Raw genomic sequence first — 13,774 nt, 5'->3', positions numbered from 1 at the left:
TAAATAATGAGCACTTCAATTTAGCTCAGGGAATGGCGAGAAGTAACTTTCGGATTGGTAATTGATACCTACCCGGATTAGTGGTGAATAATAAGGAAGTTCGAGATGCAGAATATGTATCAAGCACCAGATAGCCCTCTTACAGACTCTATTCCGCACTACAAGCCTAGTGTGGGTTGGAAGATACTTTTTTTTATTCTTGCACCTCTGGAAATCTACTCCCAATATCTTGGTTTCACTGCTGAAGAGTGGGAACTCCCCATTTGGTGGATGATTTTTAGTCTATTGGTATATGTTGTATTTTTTGTTGCCCTGTTTGGCCTGGCCTTTTCGAAAAGAATTGCTCCCTCAAATGTATGGCGTTTCTATTTACCCATTTTAATTTCCACCGACGTATTTGAATTTTTTTCTATTATAGGGGATTTCAATATGTCGGTACTGAGAAACCAAATCATTATTATGATTTGGCTTTCAGTCATATTTTTTACTTGGTATATCGTTTACAAATATCAAAAAGTAATGAGATATTTTAGCTAATATCAGTAGTCCACTTACTTACCGCCTTTTTAGTATGTTATTGGAAGGTATTGCCGACATTACCTGTGCCAGTTTGCGTAGTTAGCGCGACTTCACCGCTGCCAATCTGAAAGGTTGTTTGAATATTGGAGACACCATTTTGCGTCACCAGGATACTGCTACTAGTACCGCTATGTTGATTGATTTGGGAAGAGTTAGAATCACCAAACTGACTCAATACTAATGAGCTTGAGAACAAAGCCCCGTCTTGCCCTTGATCTATTTCTGCCGTGTTCGCAGAGCCGTCTTGGTTGACTTGGGTAATACAGGAAACAACCTCTATCGCAACGATATTTTCGTTGCCTTGATCAAGATTTACGTTATTAGATGTTCCCGACTGGGTAACCTCGCCCACGCTAGAAGTGATATTTTCCTGATCCATCAACGTAAAGTTGCTATTTCCAATTTGAGTAATGACGCCTGTTGCAGCAGACATATCGGTTTCCTGTTCTACTCGTCCAGTATTCGAATTGCCGATTTGTGTAACTATTGCTGTACTGCTGGTGGCTACCTCATCCTGCTCGATATCTATGAAATTGGAAGAACCCGTTTGGCTGGCCATAGCAAAAGTAAAGGTTACATCTCTATCCTGGTCTAGGTTGGCAAAGTTAGAATCACCGGCCTGGCTGTAGGTTGCCGTGCTGCTGTCTACTCCGAGGCGTTGATCTAGAACTACTGTGTTCGACATGCCCTGCTGGGACGCAATGAGTGTACTGGAAGTAACATCCACCTGTTGTCGGATTTGGATGTCGTTTAAGTCTCCAGTCTGAGTGCCGGTGAAGGAGCTGAATTGAGCATCATCCTGTAGAAAGGTTGCTGTATTTTCGTTGCCATTTTGGTTCAGGAGAGCTGAAGTTAACTGGGTTCCGTCTTGCTGTACCGCTGAGGCTTGATTCAAGTTTCCCGTCTGTACCAATTCGATAGTACTTTCGGAAGTCCCCGTAGTTTGGGATGCATCCGAGTCATTGAAATCTCCGAGTTGGGTCTGAACAATCAAGTTGTTATCCACAGTGCCATCGGACTGATCAGAATTTGCATTATTTCCAGTACCTTCTTGGAATACCAGGGTGACATTATTATCAGCTAGAGGGGATATGCTGGCGGCAAATAGCGCGATTGCAGTCACAAAAGTGGTCACTTTCATAGAGGTAATCCCTTATTGGTTAAATCTTATCGGGCGACCGCTTATAAGCCTCGACTGCAAGCCTGGATGAGTATTTAGGGAGCCGCCATAGGAAAAAATGACTGAATAACTAAGAAGAAAGCTTAAGTTGCTGTTTGTTCACCGGGCCGACTTGCTGTATAACCATACAGCCCCAAAGTAACCTCTGCCTCATTATTTGCATATCATGTCATAAGGAACTGGTGTGCGGTATCGACGATAGATAGATCGAAAAACTAGCGCTTGTGCCATGACCCAATCGATAGAATTGCCAACGGGCTACTACCTGGACAACTTTAAAGCGTTGATTGAATTTGTTAGCCAACATTATTCCTGGCTTATCACCACATCTGAGCAAAATTTTTTTAAAACCTTCCAAGAGTTGGATATCTATAGTCAGCGGCTCTATGTGCGTTTGCTGTCCCGTAAAGGAGTACCTTCCTCTAGAGGATCGCTTTTCCGCCTGGGGAAGCTTAGCTATGGTGAGATAGAGAGCATTGAAAGTGCTGCAGCTGTTTTGGATCGCGCTGGACTACTTTGTTTTAATCCGGTCTTAACGGCACAAGAATATCTACCACTATTTACCAAAGCTGAATTGCTTGCGGCAGGACCCATGGGTATACCCAAGTCTCTCAGCCGGCCTTCCCTCGAGCAACTATTGCTTGAAGACTCCAGTTCGAGTGACTGGTTTGTGAAGTTGCTTTCTCAGCACAGGGTACTAGCCGTCCAGGGTGCTGAGCATTTCCAGACTTTCAAACTGTGCTACTTTGGCAACTTGAACCAGGACCTTACCGACTATGTATTACGGGATCTTGGGCTTTATCGCTATGAATCCTATCCGCTGGATAAGCAAAATCTCCCCTTTCAAAGCCGGGCACAAATTGATCAGTATCTGCTTTACTATCAATGCCTGGAGCTGTTAGAAGAGCCATTACTGGAAGATGCAGAAGCCATAATAGCCTTATCTGCTCAACTGCCAGAAGGTATTGATGGTGACTCAACCCTGGCTCGTCGGCTGGACAGAATACGTCTTAAGTTGGCACGGCAGCTTGAGCGGCTCAATGCTCTTGAGCAGGCCGATGCACTATATCAACTTTGTAAAACCCCTCCCGCCCGTGAGCGCCGCGCACGCATTGCCGTAAAGCAAGGGTACGACACTCTAGCATTGGAAATATGCGAGGAAATAATAGCTTCCCCTATGGACCAGGCAGAAAGAGAGTTTGCTCTTAGCTTTGGTTACCGCACAGCCAAACGAAGTGGAGGCCTCAATAACTGGCAGGCACCTCATAAAATCCAAGCCCCCACTGAAGTGGTAAGTTTGGCGCAGGGGGAAATCAGTGTTGAGCTACTGGTGGCAGAGCACCTTGAAGGTTCTAGCGGTGGTGAGTGTTTTTATGTAGAGAACACCCTATTCACCGGTGTGTTGGGCCTCTATATTTGGGACATACTGTTTGCACCTGTGCCTGGTGCTTTTTTCAATCCCTTCCAGGTAGCCCCAGCCGATTTTCGCACCGCGGATTTTTACTATTCCCGTCAAGCGCTATTCACCCAGCGATTGGCTGAAATAGAGCATGAGCCCTTGAAGTCCCGTGTCCTCTCTACCTTTGCAGAGAAACAAGGTATTGCCAACCCTTTGGTTACTTGGGAGCCTTTGTCTACAGAACTACTTGAGAAGGCGCTGGATAGAATCCCACCAAGTCATTGGCGTTCAATTTTCACTCGCATGCTCAGTGATATCACACAGAATAGAAATGGGCTGCCAGACCTCATTTGCTTTACTCCCTGCGGTCACTATGAACTCGTGGAAGTTAAAGGTCCTGGGGATCGCTTACAAAAAAACCAAGAACGCTGGCTGGCATTTTTTGCTGAAGAGGCGATCCCTCATCGGGTAATTCATGTGGAATGGCACTAGCTTTGGATAGCTTAGAGTCGGCTGAGACTTTGAATCTTTCTGTGGGAGAGCTAGTCGCTTTTTCCTGCCGCAGCGGGGATTTGATTCGGGAGCCAACTTCTGGGCCCTCTGCCCAGGAAGGAATTCGGGCTCATCAGAAGCTACAAAATCAGCGGCCCAAAGGCGCTGAGGCAGAATACAAGCTCAAGACCCAAATAGATTGGATGGAACAGCAGGTTACTTTGAGCGGCCGGGTTGACATTTTTCACCCGAAAAGTGATTTGCATAAACCGGCTCAGCTGGATGAAATTAAGACCTCTTATTTACCCCCATCGAAGTTGCCCGAAGCCGCCAAGAAATTGCATTGGGCCCAGCTAAAAATTTACGGCTATTGCCACTTGGTAAATGAAGACGCTACAGGTGGTACAGATACAGTTGCCCTGCAAGTTGTCTGGTATAACCTCAAGGAGCGCAAGGCCTATCCAGAGTGCATAGAGTACCGCTTTAGTGAGTTAGAGGCCTTCACTCTTGAGGCTCTCACAAAATATTTGTGTTGGCACAGGGCTTGGCAGGAACATCGGCAACAGCTTATTGATACGGCGAAACAGCTCGCTTTCCCTTTTCCACAATACCGCCCCGGCCAGCGCCAACTGGCAGTGGAAGCCTACCGGTGTTTCCGGGACGGTGGTGAGCTGGTGGCTGAAGCTCCAACGGGAACCGGTAAGACAATCAGCACCCTATTCCCAGCCATAAAGGCAATTGGCGAGGAAAAACTGGATCAGCTGGTTTACCTGACCGCAAAGAATTCCGGTCGGCAAATGGTGCGGGAAAGCATTGAGGCACTTCAGGCGAGTGGTTTGCAGTTATCTTTACTTGAAATTCAAGCAAGGGAAAAAACCTGTGCCTGTAACCTGGGGCTTTGTACCCGTGATGATGACGGCATCTGTCCGCGTACAAGAGGATTTTATGATCGACTTCCAATTGCAATGGATGCCCTGCTCGGCCGGCCCCAGTTAACTCCCAAAGAGATTGCTGATGTGGCGGATCAGCAGCAGATCTGCCCCTTTGAACTCTCCCTTCAAATATTGCCTTGGGTAGACTTGGTGGTATGTGATTTCAACTATGTATTTGACCCTTTGGTACGCCTGACCAGTTTTCAGGACCAGCGCAATCGCCGCGCATTGTTAGTCGATGAAGCTCATAATTTGATCGACCGCGCCCAGGAAATGTACAGTGCAAAGTTATCCCGCCGTGATAGTCGCCGCGCAGCTAATGCCTGCAAAGGGCACTCTCCTACATTGCGGAGAAGTATCCAGTCTCTGGTTCGGGCAATTGAAAATTGGATCAAGCGATTGCAAGAAGTTGGTGTAGCTCAAAGCCGCAGTACTTTTGAAGGGGGTGAAGTTTGGGTCACTGCAGCAACAGGTGAAGCAGAGAATCCAGAATCGGTTTCCCGAGCAGTGCAAAAAGTGCTCTCCACGGTCAGCCAACTTACAGAAAGCTCTCAGTCGCCCCCGGAAGAAATAGCGGAGTGGTTAAGGTCTGTCTATCGTTACGCCGTTATTGAGCAGGAGCTTTCCAATCAGCATAAAGTCGTCACACGGGTGATTGACCGGGATGCTCTCTGGCAGGAGCAGGAAATTAAGCTACTTTGTTTAAATGCTGCACAGTTTTTACAGCGATCCTATCAGCAAAACCAAGCCGCTATACTCTTCTCTGCGACTTTGCGCCCAGCCGGCTATATATTTAGTCAACTGGGTGTAGAGCATGAGTCGCCCTACCTAAGACTGCCCTCGCCTTTTCAGCCGCAGCAACAGGGCGTCTTCCTGTGTCCATATATAGATACGCGCTACCAAGCCCGCGAACGCTCAATAGAGAGCCTCATCGACATTATTTCCCGTACCGTTTACAGCCGAGCAGGAAATTACCTGGTATTTTTTCCCTCTTATCGTTACCTGGAGCAAGTTGCTGAGAGTTTTAAGGCGAGATTCCCGGAAGTGTCCTTATTACAACAGCTGCCGGGACAGGGAGAGACAGAGCGCGCTGAGTTTTTGTCTGGATTCAACGAAGGTAACAAGCGCCTTGGGTTTGCCATTATGGGGGGCATCTTTGGTGAAGGCATTGACTATGTTGGGGAGAAGCTGGTTGGCGCTATTATCGTCGGTACTGGGCTCCCGCAAGTTAATGTTGAGCGGGAGCTACAGCGCGATGCTGCGGAAACCACTGGCATCCATGGATTTGACATCGCCTACCGCTATCCAGGGGTGACTCGCGTACTGCAAACCGCCGGTCGGGTTATACGTTCCGAATCTGATAAAGGTGTGATCATTCTGGTAGATAGCCGCTTTTCAGAACCTTTTTATTGGCAGCTTTTTCCAGAGCACTGGCAAGCGGCGGTTTGTCGCAACACCGATCAATTAACGGGCAACTTGGAGCAGTTCTGGAGTTTAAGCTAAATCAGGTTTAGGAATTTCTCTCCCTTAACCCGAACTTTCCCAACACCCAAGCGATAAGCGTGCCGCTCAATATCCCCGCCGTATTGGCCGCGAAATCCAACCACTCACCTGTACGATTCACGTAAGGTTGGAGCAACTCTATGCCACCGCTCCACAGTACAAAAAATAACCCTATTAGCCACCAGTAACTAGGCCTGCGCAGGGCGACGGGGAACATCAGTGCACTATAGGCAATTAAGTGATTGGTTTTGTCGGTGCCGGGTATATTGGGTACTTCGGGAAGCGGAAACAGGGATAGGCTCGTAATAATGCACAAAAACACCACTGTTAGCAGAATCCAATAGTTGTAGACGAGCCTTAAGGGAAGTTGAATTATCATTAGTACTTACTAATTAGGGTTACATTGTTAGCCTAGTGGCACTGCATCTGCATCCAAACATCTGAGAACTTCAATTGCGCAAGGTCTTCATTGTGTATAGAGAAATACAATCTTCCTGCATCTCCCCACATAAAGCCACCAAGACTATTGAGTTCCAATAGCAACTGCCAATCTTCAGCTTTGCCTTTACCCATAACCCTTGCCGCATCTTCAGTAATACCATCGTACTGTACTGGATTGGGGTAACCAGAAATTTGGAGTAATTTTGATCCTGTAAGGTTTTCCTTCAGGGTGCAATATGCATCAAGTAAATAATCATCTTCTTCAAATATCTTTAACTCCTCATAAGGATACTCGCCTAAATCTGGAAGGGAAAAAGAGCGCTTGAACGATATTTTACTTTCAGGATAAATCGAAGGTAGTCTCTTTGGCTTTAACAGTCCCCCAAAGCGCTTTTTATGGATACAGGGGGCCTGGTGATTCGAGAGTGTTACATCAGCTGGGATATAGATTATCCGTATAAAGTCTTCCTTACCTCGCACATCCGCCCAAACTCCATCACAGTAAAAAAAGAGCAAGTAGCCTGCCGATGGCAGGATAGGTGAATTGACTTCTGCGCAATTGAGCTGAAGGAGAAACTCCAAAGGCAAACCTCGATAGAATGGCCACTCAAAGTCAGCAGGGACATCAGGGTGCCCCCCAATCTTAGATGAGCCCTGCTCAATAATATCAGAAGACAATTCAGCGGTAGTACATTCAACACACAGCGATTCTATTTCATTCAAAAAAGCTTCAAGACCGACCGCTTTAAGTTCTTTCAATAACAACGCTATATACTTCCTTCAATATTCGCCCTGGCACGCTTTTCATATCTGTCATAGAAGTAATCAGTGTGATAAAGCCTCTCTTGAGACAAAAATTCCTTTAATAGTTCCCTGCGTTTCTTTTTGTAAATCATAATCGGTACCAGTCGATATTCTTTACGGACTTGTTTTTCATAAGCTTCGAAAACGCTTGTGCTAGCACCCAGGATCGTTAGGTCAATGTCGATAATTAGCTTTTCATCAATACTAACTGGCGTGTAATTGTGGCAGGTTGCCATAATCAATTGGTACACCCTATCCACTCCTGCGGGACAATACCCGGAATCGATCAGGAACTTTTTTGCCCATAGAGCACTGTTTTCTTCATTCTTAGAGGAAAATGGCTTGTAAATCGCATCGTGAAACCAGATAGCCAACTCGACCTCATGGGGGTGCTCGGCAAGCTCTGCAACTTTATCAAAGTGCTTCAGCATCGCATCAATGTGATGCCCTGTATGATAATGCCTGTGATTCTCTGCATACGAAGAAACTAACTTTTCGAAGCACTGAAGTGATTCAGGAAGATTGAGTGCCCCCATTAGGTTGAGCCATCTATTTTGGTTCATTGGCTAACCCTCGGAGCGTCATCTTTCCGAAAACCCGTAGCTTGTAAAATGTTTTTCCCTGCCAATACCAAATAAAGCCATGCCTTTCTCCATCGATTCCCCAATAATACGATATGAATATGCCAGCCTTTTTCCCGTCGAGCACTATAACCACTGTAAAGGAGAGTATAGGCTTCTGGGTCACCGACTATTGATTCGGCAATGCTTCTTGCATGCTCAATGCCAAGTGAAACCATCTCACTAACCTCCTCCTTACTTGGTTCTCCCTGGGATTTTGGAAAAACCAAGAGGTGGTAATTCGGTATTAAGTCTCTGCGAACCCTGATCAACCGGCAATTGTTCCCAGAGGCTAAAGTAATATTCCCGTTGTCGTCCGATGAATTGCCAAATACCCGCTGCTTCATGAATCCTCAGATTCTTATTTACTTTTGTACCAGGATGCAAATTGAGAACTGGTAAAGACTCTATTTGCGCCTATTCCCCATAGTAAGTATCGGGAGGCCACTCTGACAAGCCGTTGGCCACTTCATTGGGGAGGCAAGCCAGCTTTGGTAGGCAAACTTTAAAGGCAGTTAGCCAACGTTGCGGTTAACTCCTGGGTTTTGAGGAAAGCTCGTTTAATCGAATCCCGGTGCCTTTCATCAGCAAATTCTTGGTACTCCGCATTGATTTCATGGAACTCCTCAACCCCCAAATAGTGGCTTAAGGTTCGGATATGTGGCCCCAGATGATTCATTTGTTCACGGATTCCTCCTTGTCCAAAGCCAAACTCTCCGGCAGAGGTGATTAGCACCAGCTTTTTGCCAGACATAATAGGCTCTAAGGGGAAGTCACCACGGTCTAAATCAAAGGTGAACGTCTTGTTGATACGAACAACTTGATCGAACCAGGCCTTGAGTGCGGCAGGCATGCCGTAGTTATACATCGAAGTGGATATGACAATGATATCCGCCTGGGATAGCTCATCAATCAAGGTGTCAGAAAGCGCGACCAAGGACTGCTGCTCCTTGGTGCGATCCGCTTCAGGCGTAAAAACAGAGGCAATCCAATCTTGATTAATAAAGCCTGGTGGGTTTAAACCGACATCTCTATGGATAACTTTATCTTTAGGCCTCTTTTCTAGCCAGCTGCTTACAAAACTCGCGGCAACTGCTTTGGAGATTGAGGTATGCCTGGGGATATTCGCACTGTCTTGTGGTGCTGCTAAGCCGCCCCACTTCTGGGCACTAGCGTCAATATGTAATAGTGTTTTCATAGTCTGGAACCTTTACTAAACCGTCTGAAGGTTCATCTATGGTGATGCTGGGGAGTATCCTTGACAAACGAGTTATTCCTTCTTATAGATGAGGAAAACTCATCTATAAGAGATTCTGATCGGTGTACCCAAACCTACCCTCCCTCCACGCCCTCAAAGTATTCGATGCCGCCGCCAGACTGGGCAGTTTCAAGAGAGCTGCGGAAGAACTCTTTATAACGCCGACAGCCGTATCACATCAGATAAAGGGTTTGGAAGAATCCCTGGGCACAACATTATTCGAGCGCAAAACCCGTGCCGTGCAGTTGACCAGTGAGGGGCGGATGCTCGCTCAAACTACCTCTCAAATTTTTCAGCAGCTCGCTGAAGCTGTGAATGAAATAACGAGTTCAAAGAAAACACTGACCGTCAGTGCTACATCAAGCTTTGCTGCTATGTGGCTTGTGCCCCATCTGGAGAATTTTTATCAGAAATTTCCAGATATCGTTGTTTCAGTAGTGACCGGGGAAGAAGTGAGTGATATCGAGCGAGATAGACGCATCGACGTCGCTATTCGGTATGGGAAATATGATGAAAGTACAAAAAATGCTCTCCACTTGGTCACCGAAACAATCGGTGTCTACGCTGCACCAAGCTACCTGACTCAGATTAGGGATATTTCTGAAGCTCAACTTCTGGAAACAAAATGGGTCAACTCATCACTTCCACCGCTGAACTGGCAAACTCTCCTCAAAAGAAAACTTGATGGCATTCGCGTGCGGCAGTTTGACCAGGAGCATCATGTGATCCAGGCAGCCCTAGCTGGCCAGGGTATTGCGCTAGTAAGTTCGCTTCTTGTTCAAAATCCTTTGCGCAATCAATGGCTGGTTCCTTTTAGAGGAGGCTCCAAGTTTTCAGGGATTGAGGGATTTACCTATTCCGCATTAATACCTGGCCGCCATTCAAGAAATGGAAATGTGTTGGCTTTCGTAACCTGGCTGAAGGAAGCACTTCGCGATTCTCCCTATAGTTAGGTACATCCGACTGGCACTGAACTCGCCTTCGGACTTGCCGAGAGTAGGTATGTACCTAATCTAAGCTCACACCAAGAGCACAACATATTGTGTTCATCTATTAATCAATGCGCCATATATAGTGATCTGGATCAATTGGCGTTCCTGTCTCTTCGATATGCTCTCCCCACAAATTGTGAGGAAGTCCGATGACCAGTACCGCTATACCCGACAGCGAAGCCGCACCAGCTTCAGAACAGATTTCGCAGGTAAATTCAGATCAACTGTTGGTGCGTAAGCGAGATGGCAGGACACTGGCTTTTGATGCTCGCAGGATCACCCTGGCTCTTCTCAGTGCTGGCCAGGCAACGGAATCTTTTGATCAACAGGAAGCGGAACAACTTACCGAATCTGTCCTTAAAGTGATCAAGCACCGCTTTGATAGTGGTGAGCCCATTGATATTGAAGAGATTCAGAATATTGCTGAACAGGTATTGATCAATAACGATTACATTGATACTGCTCGCGCCTATATCGCTTATCGGGGGCGGCATGCGCAAATGCGCACTGATCGGCAAACACTGGTGGATGTCGGTGCTTCTATTGAAGAGTATTTAGAGCAAGCGGATTGGCGAGTTGCAGCCAATGCGAACCAGGGATATTCCCTCGGGGGATTGATCCTGAACAGCGCAGGTAAAATGATTGCCAACTATTGGTTAAATCATGTTTATTCCCCTGAGATCGGCGCAGCACACCGGGATGGCGATTTACACATCCACGACCTGGATATGTTGGCTGGATATTGTGCAGGTTGGTCGCTGCGCACCCTATTACATGAAGGGTTGAATGGTGTTCCGGGAAAAGTCGAATCAGCACCGCCGGCCCACTTGACCAGCGCGGTCGGACAGATTGTTAACTTTCTTGGAACACTTCAAAACGAATGGGCGGGCGCGCAGGCATTTAGCTCTTTCGATACCTATCTTGCACCTTTTGTGCGCAAGGACCAGCTAGACTACGCGACCGTACGCCAGTGCATTCAGGAGCTGATCTTTAACCTGAATGTGCCATCCCGCTGGGGTACCCAGACCCCCTTTACTAATCTCACTTTCGATTGGGTTTGCCCCCAGGATTTACGCGAGCAGGTGCCTGTGATTGCCGGTCAGGAAATGCCTTTCACCTATGGCGACCTGCAAGAAGAAATGGATCTAATCAACCGCGCCTATATCGAAGTCATGAGCGAGGGGGATGCACGCGGTAGGGTATTCACCTTCCCTATTCCCACATACAACATCAGTGAGGATTTCCCTTGGGAGAGCGAAAATGCTGAGCGGCTGTTTGCCATGACTGCTCGCTACGGTCTGCCCTATTTCCAAAACTTTATAAATTCAGACTTGAGCCCAAACATGGTTCGCTCCATGTGCTGCCGCTTACAGCTTGATCTACGCGAATTGTTAAAGCGTGGTAACGGCCTCTTTGGCTCCGCCGAACAGACAGGTTCGCTCGGCGTAGTAACTATCAACTGTGCCCGCCTTGGATATCTCTATAAAGGAAACTGGCAGCTTCTGCTCTCCCAGCTGGACAAACTGCTGATACTTGCCCGTGATTCACTTGAAGTGAAACGGAAAGTCATCCAGCGGCATATGGATGCAGGTCTGTTTCCCTACACTCGCCGCTACCTGGGGACTCTACGCAACCACTTCTCCACGATCGGGGTGAACGGCATCAATGAAATGCTGAGAAACTTTAGTTGTGACAACGAAAGTGTGGTTACGGAAGATGGGAAAGCACTGGCCGAGCAATTACTCGACCATATCCGCATGCGCATGACTGAATTCCAGGAACAAACCGGGCATCTCTACAACCTGGAGGCAACTCCGGCAGAGGGCACTACTTATCGGTTTGCCCGCGAAGATCGCAAACGTTACCCAGATATTATGCAGGCAGGTAGTAGTGAAGCGCCCTACTACACCAATTCATCCCAGCTGCCGGTGGGCTTTACCGATGATCCCTTCGAGGCCCTGGCCCGACAGGAATCCCTCCAATCCCGTTACACCGGTGGCACTGTACTTCATCTTTATTTGGGCGAGCAGTTGCCTGATACCGATAGTTGCCGCCGCTTGCTGCGGCGTGCTCTGGAAAACTACCGCCTGCCCTATATCACCGTGACGCCGAGCTTTTCAATTTGCCCGGTCCATGGATATCTGAGTGGCGAACACGAATTCTGCCCTCGCTGCGACGAAGCTCTCCTGGCCCGAGAGCAATCCTGCTGTAGCGACTAAACCATACTTTCAAGGAGAAAGACCATGAGCCAACAAGACACTTTATTGAGAGAAGAAGATCGCACCCGCTGCGAGGTATGGAGCCGGGTAATGGGGTACCACCGCCCAGTTTCATTTTGGAATCCGGGAAAACAATCAGAGCACCGGGAGCGCCAATTCTTTGTGGCGGACAACAGTAGGAATGCACTAAAAACTTATGAGTAATAAGTTACGTGTCGGTGGATTCACGTCGTTTACGGCAATCGACTTCCCCGGCGAGTTGGCAGCGGTGGTTTTTTGCCAGGGATGCCCCTGGCGCTGCCGCTACTGCCATAACGGCGATCTGTTACCTGCGCGAGCACCCAGTGCCTATGACTGGGATCAGATCCTCACATTTTTAGACAGTCGCCGGGGCTTGCTGGATGCCGTTGTGTTTTCCGGTGGAGAACCCACCGCCCAGAGTGCCCTGGAACCGGCGATTGCCCAAGTTAAGGATCTGGGATTCAAGGTCGGGCTTCATACTGCGGGAATCTACCCCCGCAAGCTGGAACGCCTGATCCAAAGTCTTGATTGGGTGGGGTTGGATATCAAGGCGATGCCGGAAAACTACCCTTCCATTACGGGTGTTGATGGCAGTGGCGTGGCCCCCTGGCAATGTGCGGAGCTTCTTGCTCAGTCCAAGATACCTCTGCAAGTGCGCCTTACCAGGCACCCGAGCCTTACAACTGATGTTGAACTGAACCAAATACGAGAGAAACTTAGTGGTATTGGTATTGAAAAGTTGGAGGTCCAGCGCTGCAATAGTGAGCAAGCGATAGATCAGACACTTAAATTTATGACTTGTTAAGCTAATACTCACAGATAAGTTCAATATCTAAGTAACTAAATATTACATGAGTATTAAAATAACTTGCGGTCAGCTTAGCTTAAGGTGCTTATAACTTCGCTATATTTCTCAATTTTTGCCGCTGTAACAAGAATGTAAGCTAGTTTTGCAAAAATGTTCTTTAAGTGATCGGTGTTCCAATGCTGGGCCTCGGCCTCTGGAGACCCTCATAATTCCAGGGTGGTGAAAATATTGCCTTCATCCAGTGATGGGTAAAATTTTATAAGATAAACAGCCAGACTCTTGTTCTGACTTATATGCCAGCTCGATTAAAAGTGCTGATGCCTGAGAAGTATATTGTGGGCAGACTGTGACTTTTGCCATAACGATTAAATTAGCCATATGCTCTCAGTACATAACGATTTGTATTGTGAAATTAAGGAGCCTCTGAATAATTCCGTAATGCCTTTGCGGGTCTTGAAGGCTGCAGATGTTAGGCGCAGCTCGCCGTGAATGGCCGTAGCCCTTTGTGGCCTTCAAGGCCCGCCCT

10 protein-coding genes and 1 pseudogene are annotated in these 13,774 nt (G+C 47.5%); 6 read left to right on the top strand and 5 right to left on the bottom strand.

The genetic code is table 11. The annotated features are described in order from the left end of the window. Positions 1-105: 105 nt before the first annotated feature. Positions 106-537: a hypothetical protein gene (locus ACJJIE_RS05890; protein ID WP_444893899.1), complete on the top strand. Its 432-nt coding sequence runs from the start codon at positions 106-108 to the stop codon at positions 535-537. 37 nt (positions 538-574) lie between these two features. Here the strand turns inward: ACJJIE_RS05890 and ACJJIE_RS05885 are convergent, their stop codons facing one another. Next, positions 575-1,720: a hypothetical protein gene (locus ACJJIE_RS05885; RefSeq protein WP_444893898.1), complete on the bottom strand. Its 1,146-nt coding sequence runs from the start codon at positions 1,718-1,720 to the stop codon at positions 575-577. Positions 1,721-1,988: 268 nt separating this feature from the next. Between ACJJIE_RS05885 and ACJJIE_RS05880 the strand changes: the two genes are divergently transcribed. Together ACJJIE_RS05880 and ACJJIE_RS05875 are read left to right on the top strand one after the other, a co-directional pair. Beyond that, entirely contained in the window at positions 1,989-3,650 is a 1,662-nt protein-coding gene (locus tag ACJJIE_RS05880; RefSeq protein WP_444893897.1) for a VRR-NUC domain-containing protein, read from the top strand. After that, positions 3,641-6,085: an ATP-dependent DNA helicase gene (locus ACJJIE_RS05875; protein WP_444893896.1), complete on the top strand. Its 2,445-nt coding sequence runs from the start codon at positions 3,641-3,643 to the stop codon at positions 6,083-6,085. Before ACJJIE_RS05880 ends, ACJJIE_RS05875 begins: the two co-directional genes overlap by 10 nt. Before the next feature lie 7 nt (positions 6,086-6,092). Here the strand turns inward: ACJJIE_RS05875 and ACJJIE_RS05870 are convergent, their stop codons facing one another. From ACJJIE_RS05870 to ACJJIE_RS05855, 4 genes are all read right to left on the bottom strand, one after another. Continuing rightward, the gene (locus tag ACJJIE_RS05870) at positions 6,093-6,464 is read right to left on the bottom strand and encodes a VanZ family protein (RefSeq protein WP_413665805.1); all 372 of its coding nucleotides are present in this window, start codon (positions 6,462-6,464) and stop codon (positions 6,093-6,095) included. 32 nt (positions 6,465-6,496) lie between these two features. Further along, positions 6,497-7,285 (bottom strand): YwqG family protein, encoded by a 789-nt coding sequence (locus tag ACJJIE_RS05865; protein ID WP_444893895.1) that lies wholly within the window; start codon positions 7,283-7,285, stop codon positions 6,497-6,499. An 8-nt stretch (positions 7,286-7,293) separates the two neighbouring features. Further along, positions 7,294-7,893: an HD domain-containing protein gene (locus ACJJIE_RS05860; protein ID WP_444893894.1), complete on the bottom strand. Its 600-nt coding sequence runs from the start codon at positions 7,891-7,893 to the stop codon at positions 7,294-7,296. A 562-nt stretch (positions 7,894-8,455) separates the two neighbouring features. After that, positions 8,456-9,148, bottom strand: a complete 693-nt coding sequence (locus tag ACJJIE_RS05855; protein WP_444893893.1) for an FMN-dependent NADH-azoreductase — start codon at positions 9,146-9,148, stop codon at positions 8,456-8,458. 122 nt (positions 9,149-9,270) lie between these two features. On the opposite strand from ACJJIE_RS05855, the gene ACJJIE_RS05850 reads away from it, so the two are divergent. The 3 genes and pseudogenes from ACJJIE_RS05850 to ACJJIE_RS05840 all read left to right on the top strand — a co-directional run bounded on the left by ACJJIE_RS05850 (position 9,271) and on the right by ACJJIE_RS05840 (position 13,245). Next, positions 9,271-10,161, top strand: coding sequence for a LysR substrate-binding domain-containing protein (locus ACJJIE_RS05850; protein WP_444893892.1), 891 nt, complete (start codon positions 9,271-9,273; stop codon positions 10,159-10,161). A gap of 188 nt (positions 10,162-10,349) precedes the next feature. Then, a pseudogene (locus tag ACJJIE_RS05845) lies at positions 10,350-12,623 on the top strand (ribonucleoside triphosphate reductase). Further along, the gene (locus ACJJIE_RS05840) at positions 12,616-13,245 is read left to right on the top strand and encodes an anaerobic ribonucleoside-triphosphate reductase activating protein (protein ID WP_444893891.1); all 630 of its coding nucleotides are present in this window, start codon (positions 12,616-12,618) and stop codon (positions 13,243-13,245) included. The pseudogene ACJJIE_RS05845 and the gene ACJJIE_RS05840 overlap by 8 nt, the downstream one beginning before the upstream one ends. Positions 13,246-13,774 lie beyond the last annotated feature (529 nt).

It is taken from the genome of Microbulbifer maximicatervae (SeqCode) (genome assembly GCF_052467325.1).
This window is presented reverse-complemented; position numbering and strand designations above follow the sequence as displayed.